The sequence below is a fragment of the Pseudomonas sp. GW821-FHT01C01 genome, from assembly GCF_059422645.1.
The window spans coordinates 61444-76509 of record NZ_JBWKXF010000026.1 but is presented as its reverse complement, the minus strand read 5'-3'; the positions used below and the strand labels follow the sequence as shown (position 1 = coordinate 76509).

Sequence of the window (15066 nt, the reverse complement as noted above, 5' to 3'; positions counted from 1 at the left end):
CCCCATGTGAGAGTAGGTCATCGTCAAGATTAAATTCCGAAACCCCAATTGCGAAAGCAGTTGGGGTTTTGTTTTTGTCCGCAGAAAAGCCACGACTATTGGATTTCTATGCAATAGCTCGGCGCGTGGCTATCATGCGGGCCTCATTGTGAGGCGAGACTTACATGCTGACGTTGTTAAAGCTTCTTAAAGATGGCCGATTCCATTCGGGTCAAGCATTGGGTGCTGCCCTGGGCGTCAGTCGTAGCGCCGTGTGGAAGCAGCTTCAGCATTTAGAATCTGAGCTGGGATTGTCCATTCATAAAGTTCGTGGGCGTGGCTACCAATTGTCCGCGCCATTAGCGCTGCTCGATCCTTCCGAGATAAGTGCCCGGGCGATTTCTTGCGACTGGCCCGTCCAGGTTTACGACTCAATCGACTCCACGAACGCCGAGGCGCTGCGTGCTATAGAGCGGGGGCAGGCCGCACCATTTCTTGTGCTTTCGGAGCGGCAGACGGCCGGGCGCGGGCGAAGGGGGCGAAAATGGGTCAGTCCCTTCGCAGAAAACGTCTATTACAGCCTGGTACTGCGTATTGATGGTGGGATGCGCCAGTTGGAGGGCTTGAGTCTCGTCGTTGGGCTCGCTGTTTTGCAGACGTTACGTGAGCTTGGTATTGCAGCCGCTGGATTGAAGTGGCCCAACGATGTTCTGGTGGGGCAGAAAAAGATCGCTGGAATATTGCTCGAGCTGGTCGGTGACCCTGCTGATGTGTGTCACGTGGTTCTGGGGGTGGGAATCAATGTGAACATGCGGTCCGCTGACGAGGTGGACCAGCAATGGACATCCATGCGGCTCGAGTCAGGCAAATTGTTTGATCGCAACCAATTGGTCGCTATGTTGGGGGAGATGCTGCAGCGATACCTGGCTCGTCATCAGGCGGGTGGTTTTTTGGCTATCCAATCAGAGTGGGAGCAAAATCACCTGTGGCAGGGGCGAAGCGTGTCGTTGATTGCTGGTGTCAATCAAATTGATGGTGAGGTGCTTGGTATTGATGACCAGGGTGCCCTGCGCCTGAAGGTGGATGGTGTGGAGAAAGTCTTCAGTGGTGGTGAATTGAGCCTGAGGTTGCGTGATGATTCTTGAGCTCGATTGTGGGAATAGTTTCATCAAGTGGCGCGTGCTTTCGGCGAATGCTGGGCAGGTGCTTGGTGAGGGGGTTGTCGATTCCAATCTCGCTTTGCTTGAGGGGTTGGGGGAGCTCAAAGGGCTTGCCCTCACGTTTTGCCGGCTGGTGAGCGTCAGGACTGCGGAAGAGGCCGGTGCGCTGACGTCATTGCTGAAGGATACCTTTGACGTGCCGATAGTGTGCGCAGCGCCTGCTCGCGAAATGTCAGGCGTGCGCAACGGTTATGAAGAGTTTGAGCGGCTGGGGCTGGATCGGTGGCTTGCAATGCTTGGAGGCTTTCATCTTGCTTCAGGTGCGTGCCTGGTGCTCGACTTCGGTACGGCTGTGACTGCGGACTTTATTTCTTCTGATGGAGAGCACCTGGGTGGTTTCATCTGTCCGGGCATGCCGTTGATGCGCAACCAATTGCGTACCCATACGCGCAAAATTCGTTACGGAGATCTGGCGGCGGAGCAGGCTCTGGAGAGTCTTGTTCCGGGGCGTGCGACTGTCGAGGCTGTCGAGCGTGGTTGTTTGTTGATGTTGCGCGGCTTCGTAATGACTCAGCTCGAGTTGGCGCGCAGCTACTGGGGTGAGGACTTTGTCGTATTCCTCACCGGGGGGGATGCGAGCCTGGTTTCTGAGGTCGTGCCTCGGGCCAGGGTGGTTCCGGACTTGGTGTTTGTCGGATTGGCCATGGCCTGTCCCTTGTCCTGAGGTTTTTATGCGTTGGTTGTTTCTGCTGCTGCTTGTCCTCAATGGCTTTTACTACATCTGGCATCAACAAGAGGCTCCGCTGCGCGCGAAAGATGTCACGCCTTTGAGTCTGTATCGCGGGTCTCAGCAAGATATACGCCTGTTGAGCGAAGCGGGTGACGCATCCAAGGACAAGGCTAAAGCTGTCTCGCCAGACAATGGCTGCCTTTATCTGGGGGGCTATACGCGCCAGGAGGCCGCGCAGGCGGTTGAGCGTCGGTTGAGCGGGATGGAGGTCAAATACCAATCCCTGTCCAGGGTGTCGGAAAGCGCAGGGTATTGGGTGCGTATTGCACCGGAAAGCCGGCGTTGGCTGGACGATCTGCAGCTGCAAAACCTTTCTAAAGAATTCAATGAGTTAAAACATAAAATAATGCCGTGCGAGGGGGTTGCACCCACCGAATAGTTTGCATAGAATGGCGCCCGCTCCACAGCGAACACCGGAAACGGTTAACGAAGTGAAGCGAGGTCAACGCAGCTAAGCTCAGGTTTTTAATGAGAAAAGTGCTTGACAGAAGGCTGGCATGATGTAGAATGCCGGCTCGCTTAGGAGGGGTTCCCGAGCGGCCAAAGGGATCAGACTGTAAATCTGACGTCTACGACTTCGAAGGTTCGAATCCTTCCCCCTCCACCATTTTTAGCGAGAGCTGTAAGCCTCGCGGGTATAGTTTAGTGGTAGAACCTCAGCCTTCCAAGCTGATGATGCGGGTTCGATTCCCGCTACCCGCTCCAAGTTTACAGGTTTTGCACAGTGTTACGCTCTTGTAGCTCAGTTGGTAGAGCACACCCTTGGTAAGGGTGAGGTCAGCGGTTCAAATCCGCTCAAGAGCTCCATATAACAAGGCAGATATGAAAATATCTGCCTTTGTTTTAGGTGGTTGTGGTTGCGCCTTGTTGTGTTTTCGGGGTTGCCGGTGTCGCAGATGCTGGTGTTGCAGTCGGGATTGCCTGGTAAGTGTTGTAAAGTCTTTTTCGGGTCGGCATAATGGTCGGCCTGATTTTGTTTTAGGTCAGTAGCTCAATTGGCAGAGCGACGGTCTCCAAAACCGTAGGTTGGGGGTTCGATTCCCTCCTGACCTGCCAGATTCACCTGGTGTGTCTGGCTTTCTTTTCACAGGATCTTCATAGATGACTCCTAAAGCTGAAGCTCAAGGCTCTCGTTTCGACCTCCTCAAGTGGCTTGTAGTAGTCGCTCTGGTGGTTGTTGGCGTTGTTGGCAATCAGTACTTTTCTGCTTCGCCGATCCTGTACCGCGTACTCGCATTGCTTGCCATTGCTGCTGTAGCTGCCTTTGTAGGCCTGCAGACGGTCAAGGGCAAGTCTTTCTTTGTACTGGTTAAGGAAGCTCGCACCGAGATTCGTAAAGTCGTTTGGCCAACTCGCCAAGAAACCACGCAGACCACCCTGATTGTGGTGGCTGTTGTTCTGGTTATGGCGTTGCTGTTGTGGGGGCTTGATTCCCTGCTCGGCTGGCTTGTTTCCTTGATTGTCGGCTAAGGGTGTCCCGTGGCTAAGCGTTGGTATGTTGTGCATGCTTACTCCGGTTACGAGAAGCATGTAATGCGCTCGCTGATCGAGCGCGTAAAGCTGGCCGGTATGGAAGATGGCTTCGGCGAGATTCTGGTTCCCACTGAAGAAGTGGTTGAAATGCGCAATGGCCAGAAGCGCAAAAGCGAACGCAAATTCTTCCCAGGTTACGTGCTGGTGCAGATGGATATGAACGAGGGTACTTGGCACTTGGTCAAGGACACTCCTCGGGTGATGGGTTTTATCGGCGGTACTGCTGACAAGCCTGCACCGATCACCGATAAGGAAGCAGAAGCGATTCTGCGCCGCGTTGCTGATGGTAGCGACAAGCCGAAGCCGAAGACGTTGTTCGAGCCGGGCGAGTCGGTGCGTGTCAATGACGGTCCATTCGCGGACTTTACCGGTGTTGTTGAAGAAGTTAACTACGAAAAGAGCCGGATTCAGGTCGCAGTGCTCATTTTCGGTCGCTCTACTCCGGTGGAGCTCGAGTTCAGCCAGGTCGAAAAGGTCTAGTTGAACAAAAATCCCAACCCCGCAGCCATAGGCTGTGGGGTTTTGTCGTCACTGGGATAAACGCGCAAGTAACCGGGGAGCCTCTCGAGGCGTTCGAACCCGTAATTGGAGTGCCTCATGGCCAAGAAGATTACCGCTTACATCAAGCTGCAAGTGAAGGCCGCTCAGGCTAACCCAAGCCCACCTGTTGGTCCTGCTCTGGGTCAGCACGGCGTGAACATCATGGAATTCTGCAAGGCTTTCAACGCCCGTACTCAGGGTCTTGAGCCAGGTCTGCCGACTCCAGTGATCATCACTGTCTACAGCGACCGTAGCTTCACTTTCGAAACCAAATCCACCCCTGCTTCGGTTCTGCTGAAGAAGGCGGCCGGTCTGACCAGCGGTTCCGCTCGTCCGAACACCGTTAAGGTTGGCACTGTGACTCGTGCTCAGCTGGAAGAAATCGCGAAAACCAAAAACGCGGATCTGACTGCAGCTGATATGGAAGCAGCCGTGCGTACTATCGCCGGTTCTGCTCGTAGCATGGGCCTTAACGTGGAGGGTGTGTAATGGCTAAGCTGACCAAGCGTCAAAAGGCTATCGCCGGCAAAATCGAAGCAGGCAAGGCCTACAACTTTGTAGACGCCGCTGCTCTGCTGGCCGAGCTGTCGACTGTCAAGTTCAGCGAGTCGTTCGACGTAGCTGTAAACCTGGGTGTTGATCCGCGTAAATCCGACCAGGTCGTTCGTAGCGCTACTGTGCTGCCACACGGCACTGGCAAGACCGTTCGCGTTGCCGTGTTCACCCAGGGTCCAGCTGCTGAAGCCGCTCTGGCTGCCGGCGCTGACCGTGTAGGCATGGACGACCTGGCTGCCGAAATGAAAGGCGGCGACCTGAACTATGACGTAGTGATCGCATCCCCGGATGCCATGCGCGTCGTGGGTCAGTTGGGTCAGATCCTCGGTCCACGTGGTCTGATGCCTAACCCTAAAGTCGGCACCGTAACTCCAGACGTAGCTACCGCGGTTAAAAACGCCAAGGCTGGTCAGGTTCGTTATCGCACCGACAAAAACGGCATCATCCACACTTCCGTTGGCAAGATCGGCTTCGACGCCGTCAAGCTGAAGGAAAACGTTGAAGCCCTGATCGCTGATCTGAAGCGTATCAAGCCAGCTTCCTCGAAAGGTATTTACGTCAAGCGCGTTACCCTGAGCACCACTATGGGCCCAGGTCTGGTCATCGACCAAAGCTCGCTCGACGCGTAAGACACAGATTGGCGCAAGCGATTGCGCCAATTGAAAAATTGGGGTCCCTGCCTGGCGGGGGCTATCCAAGACCGTAGGCGACGCAAGTCTTAAACCACAAGCCTACGCAGATGGTGCTCCCGGTTCCTTACCGAATCAGACACCAAAACGACATCCGGTTTCGACCAGATGAAACGGTAACAAGCAGGAGTTAAACCCGTGGCAATTAAACTCGAAGACAAGAAGGCCATCGTCGCTGAAGTCAACGAGGCTGCCAAAGTCGCTCTGTCCGCTGTCGTGGCTGATGCCCGTGGCGTAACAGTAGGCGCGATGACCGGACTCCGTAAAGAGGCTCGTGAAGCTGGCGTTTACGTACGTGTTGTACGTAACACCCTGCTCAAGCGCGCTGTTGCTGACACTGAATTCAGTGTCCTCAACGACGTGTTCACAGGCCCTACCCTGATTGCGTTCTCCAAAGAACATCCAGGCGCTGCTGCCCGGATCTTCAAGGAATTCGCAAAGGGTCAGGACAAGTTCGAGATCAAGGCAGCTGCGTTCGAGGGCAAGTTCCTCGCAGCTAACCAAATCGACGTACTGGCAACTCTGCCGACCCGTGACGAAGCAATTTCTCAGCTGATGAGCGTGATTCAAGGCGCTACCAGCAAATTGGCTCGTACTCTGGCGGCAATTCGCGACCAGAAAGAAGCTGCTGCAGCCTAAGGCTCGTCAACTTCTCGCGTTTTTTGTTTTTTTCGATGGTCGCGTAGGCCGTCCCCAATATCAGGAATTAGATTCATGTCTATCTCTCAGAACGATATCCTTGAAGCAGTTGGCAACATGTCCGTAATGGAAGTTGTTGAGCTGATCAAAGCTTTCGAAGAAAAATTCGGCGTTACCGCTGCTGCTGCATCGGCTGGTCCAGCTGTTGCTGCTGCCGTTGCTGAAGAGCAAACCGAATTCAACGTCATGCTGACCGAAGCTGGCGAGAAGAAAGTTAACGTGATCAAGGCTGTACGTGAACTGACCGGTCTGGGCTTGAAAGAAGCCAAGGCTGTAGTTGACGGCGCACCTGCCATGGTTCTGGAAGCTGTTGCCAAAGACGCAGCTGACAAAGCCAAAGCAGCTCTGGAAGAAGCAGGCGCTAAAGTCGAGCTGAAGTAAGCATCGACTTTGCTCCTCCAGCCCGAGCGTTAAGCGACAGGCTGATGGCTGGTGGCTCTTGCCACCGGCCTTTTTCCGTTATTGGCAGCCGACTGGGTCGGTGCCGATAACGTGCTGTAACCACCCGATGCGGTGGCGCAAACCATGGGGTTTGCACGATTTTCTGGCTGCTCCCGTCGGGAGGGGCCAAACAAGCAGGTGACCAAGCTGGGGAACGCTGATGGCTTACTCATATACTGAGAAAAAACGTATCCGCAAGGACTTTAGCAAGTTGCCGGACGTCATGGATGTGCCGTACCTCCTGGCCATCCAGCTGGATTCGTATCGTGAATTCTTGCAAGCGGGAGCGACTAAAGATCAGTTCCGCGACGTGGGCCTGCATGCGGCCTTCAAATCCGTTTTCCCGATCATCAGCTACTCCGGCAATGCTGCGCTGGAGTACGTCGGTTATCGCCTGGGCGAACCGGCATTTGATGTCAAAGAATGCGTATTGCGCGGTGTAACTTATGCCGTACCTTTGCGGGTAAAAGTGCGCCTGATCATTTTCGACAAAGAGTCGTCGAACAAAGCGATCAAGGACATCAAAGAGCAAGAAGTCTACATGGGTGAAATCCCCCTGATGACTGAGAACGGTACCTTCGTAATCAACGGTACCGAGCGTGTAATCGTTTCCCAGCTGCACCGTTCCCCGGGCGTGTTCTTCGACCACGACCGTGGCAAGACGCACAGCTCCGGTAAACTGCTGTACTCCGCGCGCATCATTCCTTACCGCGGTTCGTGGCTGGACTTCGAGTTCGACCCGAAAGACTGCGTATTCGTGCGTATCGACCGTCGTCGCAAGCTGCCTGCATCGGTACTGCTGCGCGCGCTGGGCTATACCACTGAAGAAGTGCTGGACGCGTTCTACACCACCAACGTATTCCACGTGAAGGGCGAGACCCTGAGCCTGGAGTTGGTGCCTCAGCGCCTGCGCGGTGAAATCGCTGTCCTGGATATCCAGGATGACAAAGGCAAGGTTATTGTCGAGCAAGGTCGTCGTATCACCGCTCGCCACATCAACCAGCTGGAAAAAGCCGGGATCAAAGAGCTGGATGTGCCTCTGGACTATGTCCTGGGTCGTACAACCGCCAAGGTCATCGTGCATCCGGCAACCGGCGAAATCCTGGCAGAGTGCAACACCGAGCTGAACACCGAGATCCTGGCCAAAATCGCCAAGGCTCAGGTTGTTCGCATCGAAACTCTGTACACCAACGATATCGACTGCGGTCCGTTCGTCTCCGACACCCTGAAGATCGACTCCACCAGCAACCAACTGGAAGCGCTGGTCGAGATCTATCGCATGATGCGTCCTGGCGAGCCGCCAACCAAAGACGCTGCCGAGACCCTGTTCAACAACCTGTTCTTCAGCCCTGAGCGCTATGACCTGTCTGCGGTCGGCCGGATGAAGTTCAACCGTCGTATCGGTCGTACCGAGATCGAAGGTTCGGGCGTGCTGTGCAAGGAAGACATCGTCGCGGTACTGAAGACCCTGGTCGACATCCGTAACGGTAAAGGCATCGTCGATGACATCGACCACCTGGGTAACCGTCGTGTTCGCTGCGTAGGCGAAATGGCCGAGAACCAGTTCCGCGTTGGCCTGGTACGTGTTGAACGTGCGGTCAAAGAGCGTCTGTCGATGGCTGAAAGCGAAGGCCTGATGCCGCAAGACCTGATCAACGCCAAGCCGGTGGCTGCGGCGGTGAAAGAGTTCTTCGGTTCCAGCCAGCTGTCCCAGTTCATGGACCAGAACAACCCGCTGTCCGAGATCACCCACAAGCGTCGTGTTTCCGCACTCGGCCCTGGCGGTCTGACTCGTGAGCGTGCCGGCTTCGAAGTTCGTGACGTACACCCGACGCACTACGGTCGTGTTTGCCCGATCGAAACGCCGGAAGGTCCGAACATCGGTCTGATCAACTCCCTGGCTGCCTATGCGCGCACCAACCAGTACGGCTTCCTGGAAAGCCCGTACCGCGTGGTGAAAGACGCTCTGGTCACCGACGAGATCGTGTTCCTGTCCGCCATCGAAGAAGCTGATCACGTGATCGCTCAGGCTTCGGCCACGATGAACGACAAGAAGGTCCTGATCGACGAGCTGGTAGCTGTTCGTCACTTGAACGAATTCACCGTCAAGGCGCCGGAAGACGTCACCTTGATGGACGTATCGCCGAAGCAGGTAGTTTCGGTTGCTGCGTCGCTGATTCCGTTCCTCGAGCACGACGACGCCAACCGTGCGTTGATGGGTTCGAACATGCAGCGTCAAGCTGTGCCGACCCTGCGCGCTGACAAGCCGCTGGTAGGTACCGGCATGGAGCGTAACGTAGCCCGTGACTCCGGCGTTTGCGTCGTGGCTCGTCGTGGCGGCGTGATCGACTCCGTCGACGCCAGCCGTATCGTGGTTCGTGTTGCCGATGACGAAGTTGAAACCGGTGAAGCCGGTGTCGACATCTACAACCTGACCAAGTACACCCGCTCCAACCAGAACACCTGCATCAACCAGCGTCCGCTGGTGCGTAAAGGTGATCGGGTTCAGCGTAGCGACATCATGGCCGACGGCCCGTCCACCGACATGGGTGAACTGGCACTGGGTCAGAACATGCGCATCGCGTTCATGGCATGGAACGGCTTCAACTTCGAAGACTCCATCTGCCTGTCCGAGCGTGTGGTTCAGGAAGATCGTTTCACCACGATCCACATTCAGGAACTGACCTGTGTGGCCCGTGATACCAAGCTTGGCCCAGAGGAAATCACTGCCGACATCCCGAACGTGGGTGAAGCGGCACTGAACAAGCTGGACGAAGCCGGTATCGTTTATGTAGGTGCTGAAGTAGGCGCAGGCGACATCCTGGTTGGTAAGGTCACTCCGAAAGGCGAGACCCAACTGACTCCGGAAGAAAAACTGCTGCGTGCGATCTTCGGTGAAAAGGCCAGCGACGTTAAAGACACTTCCCTGCGTGTACCTACCGGTACCAAAGGTACTGTCATCGACGTACAGGTCTTCACCCGCGACGGCGTTGAGCGTGATGCTCGTGCCCTGTCGATCGAGAAGTCTCAGCTGGACGAGATCCGCAAGGACCTGAACGAAGAGTTCCGTATCGTTGAAGGTGCTACTTTCGAACGTCTGCGCTCCGCTCTGGTCGGCCACAAAGCCGAAGGCGGCGCCGGTCTGAAGAAAGGCCAGGACATCACCGACGAAGTTCTCGACGGTCTTGAGCACGGCCAGTGGTTCAAACTGCGCATGGCTGAAGATGCTCTGAACGAGCAGCTCGAGAAGGCTCAGGCCTACATCGTTGATCGTCGCCGTCTGCTGGACGACAAGTTCGAAGACAAGAAGCGCAAACTGCAGCAGGGCGATGACCTGGCTCCAGGCGTGCTGAAAATCGTCAAGGTTTACCTGGCAATCCGTCGTCGCATCCAGCCGGGCGACAAGATGGCCGGTCGTCACGGTAACAAGGGTGTGGTCTCCGTGATCATGCCGGTTGAAGACATGCCGCACGATGCCAATGGCACCCCGGTCGACGTCGTCCTCAACCCGTTGGGCGTACCTTCGCGTATGAACGTTGGTCAGATCCTTGAAACCCACCTGGGCCTCGCTGCCAAAGGTTTGGGCGAGAAGATCAACCGCATGATTGAAGAGCAGCGCAAGGTTGCCGAGCTGCGTAAGTTCCTGCACGAGATCTATAACGAGATCGGTGGTCGTCAGGAAAGCCTCGATGACTTCTCGGATCAGGAAATCCTGGATCTGGCTCAAAACCTGCGTGGCGGCGTTCCAATGGCCACTCCAGTGTTCGACGGCGCCAAGGAAAGCGAAATCAAGGCCATGCTGAAACTGGCAGACCTGCCAGAAAGCGGCCAGATGCAGCTGACCGACGGCCGTACCGGCAACAAGTTCGAGCGCCCGGTTACCGTTGGCTACATGTACATGCTGAAGCTGAACCACTTGGTAGACGACAAGATGCATGCGCGTTCTACCGGTTCGTACAGCCTGGTTACCCAGCAACCGCTGGGTGGTAAGGCGCAGTTCGGTGGTCAGCGTTTCGGGGAGATGGAGGTCTGGGCACTGGAAGCATACGGTGCCGCTTACACTCTGCAAGAAATGCTCACAGTGAAGTCGGACGATGTGAACGGCCGTACCAAGATGTACAAAAACATCGTGGATGGCGATCACCGTATGGAGCCGGGCATGCCCGAGTCCTTCAACGTGTTGATCAAGGAAATTCGTTCCCTCGGCATCGATATCGATCTGGAAACCGAATAACACGTGACGCGAATCGAGAGCGGGGCAGGATTGCCCGCTCTCTGCTCCGCCAGGAGGAAAGGCCTTGAAAGACCTACTGAATTTGCTGAAAAACCAGGGTCAAGTCGAAGAGTTCGACGCCATCCGTATCGGATTGGCATCGCCTGAGATGATCCGTTCGTGGTCGTTCGGTGAAGTTAAAAAGCCGGAAACCATCAACTACCGTACGTTCAAGCCTGAGCGTGACGGCCTGTTCTGCGCCAAGATCTTTGGCCCGGTAAAGGATTACGAGTGCCTGTGCGGTAAGTACAAGCGCTTGAAGCACCGTGGTGTGATCTGCGAGAAGTGTGGCGTTGAAGTCGCGCTGGCAAAAGTTCGTCGTGAGCGCATGGCGCACATCGAACTGGCCTCGCCGGTTGCCCACATCTGGTTCCTGAAATCGCTGCCGTCCCGTATCGGCTTGCTGATGGACATGACCCTGCGTGATATCGAACGCGTTCTCTACTTCGAGAGCTATGTCGTTATCGATCCAGGCATGACCACCCTTGAAAAAGGTCAGCTGCTGAACGACGAGCAGTACTTCGAAGCGCTGGAAGAATTCGGCGACGATTTCGATGCCCGCATGGGTGCCGAAGCTGTCCGCGAACTGCTGCACGCTATCGACCTGGAGCACGAGATTGGCCGTCTGCGTGAAGAGATTCCGCAAACCAACTCCGAAACCAAAATCAAGAAGCTGTCCAAGCGTCTGAAGTTGATGGAAGCCTTCCAGGGTTCCGGCAACCTGCCAGAGTGGATGGTGCTGACCGTTCTGCCGGTTCTGCCGCCAGATCTGCGTCCACTGGTCCCGCTGGATGGCGGTCGCTTCGCGACTTCCGACCTCAACGACCTGTATCGTCGAGTGATCAACCGTAACAACCGTTTGAAGCGCCTGCTGGATCTGTCCGCTCCGGACATCATCGTGCGCAACGAAAAGCGTATGTTGCAGGAAGCCGTCGACGCACTGCTCGACAACGGTCGTCGTGGCCGCGCTATCACCGGTTCGAACAAGCGTCCTCTGAAATCCCTGGCTGACATGATCAAGGGTAAGCAGGGTCGTTTCCGTCAGAACTTGCTCGGTAAGCGTGTTGACTACTCCGGTCGTTCGGTAATTACCGTAGGTCCGACCCTGCGTCTGCACCAGTGCGGTCTGCCGAAGAAAATGGCTCTCGAGCTGTTCAAGCCGTTCATTTTCGGCAAGCTGGAAATGCGTGGTCTCGCTACCACCATCAAAGCTGCCAAGAAGATGGTCGAGCGCGAGCTGCCGGAAGTTTGGGACGTTCTCGCTGAAGTGATTCGCGAACACCCGGTTCTTCTCAACCGTGCACCGACCCTTCACCGTCTGGGTATCCAGGCGTTTGAACCGGTACTGATCGAAGGTAAGGCTATCCAGCTGCACCCGCTGGTCTGCGCCGCGTACAACGCCGACTTCGACGGCGACCAAATGGCCGTGCACGTACCGCTGACGCTGGAAGCCCAGCTGGAAGCGCGTGCGTTGATGATGTCGACCAACAACATTCTGTCGCCAGCCAACGGTGAGCCAATCATCGTTCCGTCGCAGGACGTTGTATTGGGTCTGTACTACATGACGCGTGAAGCGATCAACGCCAAGGGCGAAGGTCGTGTATTCGCGGATCTGCAGGAAGTTGACCGTGTGTTCCGTGCCGGCGAAGCCGCACTGCACGCCAAGGTTAAAGTCCGGATCAACGAAACCGTCAACGACCGTGACGGCGGCAGCGTGACCAACACCCGTATCGTCGACACCACTGTCGGCCGTGCGCTGTTGTTCCAGGTTGTGCCAAAAGGTCTGTCGTACGACGTCGTCAACCTGCCGATGAAGAAAAAGGCGATCTCCAAGCTGATCAACCAGTGCTACCGCGTGGTTGGTCTGAAAGAGACCGTGATCTTCGCTGACCAGTTGATGTACACCGGTTTTGCTTACTCGACCATCTCCGGCGTTTCCATCGGTGTTAACGACTTCGTTATCCCGGATGAAAAAGCCCGCATCATCGGTGCAGCCACCGACGAAGTTAAAGAGATCGAGAGCCAGTACGCCTCCGGCCTGGTAACCCAGGGCGAGAAGTACAACAAAGTGATCGACCTTTGGTCCAAGGCGAACGACGAAGTTTCCAAGGCGATGATGGCCAACCTCTCGAAAGAGAAAGTCATCGACCGTCATGGCGTCGAAGTCGACCAGGAATCGTTCAACTCGATGTACATGATGGCCGACTCGGGCGCGCGGGGTTCTGCTGCGCAGATCCGTCAGCTCGCCGGTATGCGTGGCCTGATGGCCAAGCCGGACGGTTCCATCATTGAAACGCCGATTACTGCGAACTTCCGTGAAGGTTTGAGCGTACTCCAGTACTTCATCTCCACTCACGGTGCTCGTAAAGGTCTGGCGGATACCGCGTTGAAAACTGCGAACTCCGGTTACCTGACTCGTCGTCTGGTAGACGTGGCGCAGGATCTGGTTGTAACCGAAATCGATTGCGGCACCGAACACGGTCTGCTGATGACTCCGCACATTGAAGGCGGTGACGTTGTAGAGCCGTTGGGTGAGCGCGTATTGGGTCGTGTTATTGCCCGTGACGTATTCAAGCCGGGTACCGAGGACGTCATCGTTCCTGCTGGCACCCTGGTAGACGAGAAGTGGGTCGAGTTCATCGAGCTGAACAGCATCGACGAAGTGATCGTGCGTTCGCCGATCAGCTGCGAAACCCGCTACGGCATTTGCGCCAAGTGCTACGGCCGTGACCTGGCTCGTGGTCACCAGGTGAACATCGGTGAAGCGGTCGGCGTTATCGCTGCCCAGTCCATCGGTGAGCCGGGTACCCAGCTGACGATGCGTACGTTCCACATCGGTGGTGCGGCAAGCCGGACCTCCGCAGCCGACAGCGTTCAGGTGAAGAATGGCGGTACCGTCCGTCTGCATAACCTGAAGCACGTTGAGCGAGTGGATGGTCACCTGGTTGCTGTGTCCCGTTCCGGTGAGCTGGCCATCGCTGATGACTTCGGTCGTGAGCGTGAGCGTTACAAGCTGCCGTACGGTGCTGTGATTTCGGTTAAAGAAGGTGACAAGGTCGACGCTGGCGCAATCGTGGCCAAGTGGGATCCGCACACTCACCCGATCGTTACCGAAATGAAAGGTACCGTGACCTACGTGGGCATGGAAGAAGGCATCACGATCAAGCGTCAGACTGACGAATTGACCGGTATGACCAACATTGAAGTACTCGACGCCAAAGATCGTCCAGCTGCCGGTAAAGACATTCGTCCTGCCGTGAAGATGGTCGACGACAACGGCAAGGATCTGTTGCTGCCAGGCACTGACGTTATCGCTCAGTACTTCCTGCCAGCCAACGCCCTGGTCGGTGTAGCGGACGGTGCGAAGATTGCGATCGGTGATGTTATCGCTCGTATTCCGCAAGAGACTTCGAAGACCCGTGACATCACCGGTGGTCTGCCGCGTGTTGCCGACTTGTTCGAAGCTCGCCGTCCGAAAGAAGCCTCGATTCTGGCTGAAGTCAGCGGCACCATCGCGTTCGGTAAAGAGACTAAGGGCAAGCGCCGTCTGGTTATCACCCCGAACGACGGTAGCGATCCGTACGAAGAGCTGATTCCGAAGTGGCGTCACCTGAACGTGTTCGAAGGCGAACAGGTAAACCGCGGCGAAGTTATCTCCGACGGCCCGAGCGATCCACATGACATCCTGCGTCTGCTGGGTGTGAGTGCGCTGGCCAAGTACATCGTTAACGAGATCCAGGACGTTTACCGTCTGCAAGGCGTGAAGATCAACGACAAGCACATCGAGACCATTCTGCGTCAGATGCTGCGTAAAGTTGAAATCGCTGAATCCGGCGATTCCAGTTTCATCAAGGGTGACCAGATGGAATTGACTCACGTTCTGGTAGAGAACGAGCGTCTGAGCGGCGAAGACAAGTTTGTCTCCAAGTTCACTCGCGTTCTGCTGGGTATCACCAAGGCGTCGTTGTCCACCGAATCGTTCATCTCGGCGGCTTCCTTCCAGGAAACCACTCGCGTACTGACCGAAGCGGCGGTAACCGGCAAGCGCGATTACCTGCGCGGCCTGAAAGAAAACGTAGTCGTGGGTCGTCTGATCCCGGCCGGTACCGGTCTGGCTTATCACAGCGAGCGTAAGCGCCGCCGTGATGCAGACAAACCGTTGCGCGTAAGCGCCAGTGAAGTGGAAGCTGCACTGACCGAAGCGCTGAACTCGAGCGGTAACTGAGTTCTGCGGTAAATGAGTGTGAGGCCCTGGTCACTCCGTTCATCGAATCGAGACAAATTGTCGAGATTGGATGAGCGGGGAGGGCGGGGCCTTGCCTTGACTGGGGGCAAGATCCTCTTTAGACTCTTGTACCCCTAAATTTGGCGGGAACTCGTTCCTGCCATTTTGCTTTTCTTGCAAGA

General features: G+C 55.9%; 11 protein-coding genes and 4 tRNA genes. All 15 read left to right on the top strand.

The window, feature by feature from the left end; translation table 11 throughout:
- Positions 1–164 precede the first annotated feature (164 nt).
- The 15 genes from birA to rpoC all read left to right on the top strand — a co-directional run bounded on the left by birA (position 165) and on the right by rpoC (position 14884).
- Positions 165–1124: a bifunctional biotin--[acetyl-CoA-carboxylase] ligase/biotin operon repressor BirA gene (gene birA, locus AC07XF_RS17175; RefSeq protein ID WP_495027375.1), complete on the top strand. Its 960-nt coding sequence runs from the start codon at positions 165–167 to the stop codon at positions 1122–1124.
- On the top strand, positions 1114–1863 hold the full coding sequence (locus AC07XF_RS17170) for a pantothenate kinase (RefSeq protein ID WP_495027374.1): 750 nt from the start codon (positions 1114–1116) through the stop codon (positions 1861–1863). The genes birA and AC07XF_RS17170 overlap by 11 nt, the downstream gene beginning before the upstream one ends.
- Positions 1864–1870: 7 nt before the next feature.
- Positions 1871–2308 (top strand): hypothetical protein, encoded by a 438-nt coding sequence (locus AC07XF_RS17165; protein ID WP_495027373.1) that lies wholly within the window; start codon positions 1871–1873, stop codon positions 2306–2308.
- A 143-nt stretch (positions 2309–2451) separates the two neighbouring features.
- Positions 2452–2536 (top strand) — tRNA-Tyr (locus AC07XF_RS17160).
- A 24-nt stretch (positions 2537–2560) separates the two neighbouring features.
- Positions 2561–2634: transfer RNA gene (locus tag AC07XF_RS17155), tRNA-Gly, on the top strand.
- Between the two features lie 26 nt (positions 2635–2660).
- Positions 2661–2736 (top strand) — tRNA-Thr (locus AC07XF_RS17150).
- Positions 2737–2909: 173 nt separating this feature from the next.
- Positions 2910–2985 (top strand) — tRNA-Trp (locus tag AC07XF_RS17145).
- 45 nt (positions 2986–3030) lie between these two features.
- Positions 3031–3399 carry a preprotein translocase subunit SecE gene (gene secE, locus AC07XF_RS17140; protein WP_007984402.1) on the top strand — a complete coding sequence of 123 codons (369 nt, stop codon included), beginning with the start codon at positions 3031–3033 and terminating at the stop codon, positions 3397–3399.
- Between the two features lie 9 nt (positions 3400–3408).
- On the top strand, positions 3409–3942 hold the full coding sequence (gene nusG, locus AC07XF_RS17135) for a transcription termination/antitermination protein NusG (protein ID WP_007984405.1): 534 nt from the start codon (positions 3409–3411) through the stop codon (positions 3940–3942).
- A gap of 117 nt (positions 3943–4059) precedes the next feature.
- Positions 4060–4491, top strand: a complete 432-nt coding sequence (rplK, locus tag AC07XF_RS17130) for a 50S ribosomal protein L11 (RefSeq protein WP_007933726.1) — start codon at positions 4060–4062, stop codon at positions 4489–4491.
- On the top strand, positions 4491–5186 hold the full coding sequence (gene rplA / locus AC07XF_RS17125; protein WP_003186095.1) for a 50S ribosomal protein L1: 696 nt from the start codon (positions 4491–4493) through the stop codon (positions 5184–5186). The genes rplK and rplA overlap by 1 nt, the downstream gene beginning before the upstream one ends.
- Positions 5187–5384: 198 nt before the next feature.
- Positions 5385–5885 carry a 50S ribosomal protein L10 gene (gene rplJ, locus AC07XF_RS17120; protein ID WP_007970413.1) on the top strand — a complete coding sequence of 167 codons (501 nt, stop codon included), beginning with the start codon at positions 5385–5387 and terminating at the stop codon, positions 5883–5885.
- A 75-nt stretch (positions 5886–5960) separates the two neighbouring features.
- Positions 5961–6326 (top strand): 50S ribosomal protein L7/L12, encoded by a 366-nt coding sequence (gene rplL, locus AC07XF_RS17115; RefSeq protein WP_007970414.1) that lies wholly within the window; start codon positions 5961–5963, stop codon positions 6324–6326.
- A gap of 220 nt (positions 6327–6546) precedes the next feature.
- Positions 6547–10620, top strand: a complete 4074-nt coding sequence (gene rpoB, locus AC07XF_RS17110) for a DNA-directed RNA polymerase subunit beta (RefSeq protein WP_053162836.1) — start codon at positions 6547–6549, stop codon at positions 10618–10620.
- Positions 10621–10684: 64 nt separating this feature from the next.
- Positions 10685–14884, top strand: a complete 4200-nt coding sequence (gene rpoC, locus AC07XF_RS17105) for a DNA-directed RNA polymerase subunit beta' (protein ID WP_007984408.1) — start codon at positions 10685–10687, stop codon at positions 14882–14884.
- Positions 14885–15066 lie beyond the last annotated feature (182 nt).

Bases quoted from the DNA above. Each gene is read 5' to 3' on its own strand.
- birA (WP_495027375.1), top strand. From the start codon at position 165: ATGCTGACGTTGTTAAAGCTTCTTAAAGATGGCCGATTCCATTCGGGT.
- AC07XF_RS17170 (WP_495027374.1), top strand. From the start codon at position 1,114: ATGATTCTTGAGCTCGATTGTGGGAATAGTTTCATCAAGTGGCGCGTG.
- AC07XF_RS17165 (WP_495027373.1), top strand. From the start codon at position 1,871: ATGCGTTGGTTGTTTCTGCTGCTGCTTGTCCTCAATGGCTTTTACTAC.
- secE (WP_007984402.1), top strand. From the start codon at position 3,031: ATGACTCCTAAAGCTGAAGCTCAAGGCTCTCGTTTCGACCTCCTCAAG.
- rplK (WP_007933726.1), top strand. From the start codon at position 4,060: ATGGCCAAGAAGATTACCGCTTACATCAAGCTGCAAGTGAAGGCCGCT.
- rplA (WP_003186095.1), top strand. From the start codon at position 4,491: ATGGCTAAGCTGACCAAGCGTCAAAAGGCTATCGCCGGCAAAATCGAA.
- rplL (WP_007970414.1), top strand. From the start codon at position 5,961: ATGTCTATCTCTCAGAACGATATCCTTGAAGCAGTTGGCAACATGTCC.
- rpoB (WP_053162836.1), top strand. From the start codon at position 6,547: ATGGCTTACTCATATACTGAGAAAAAACGTATCCGCAAGGACTTTAGC.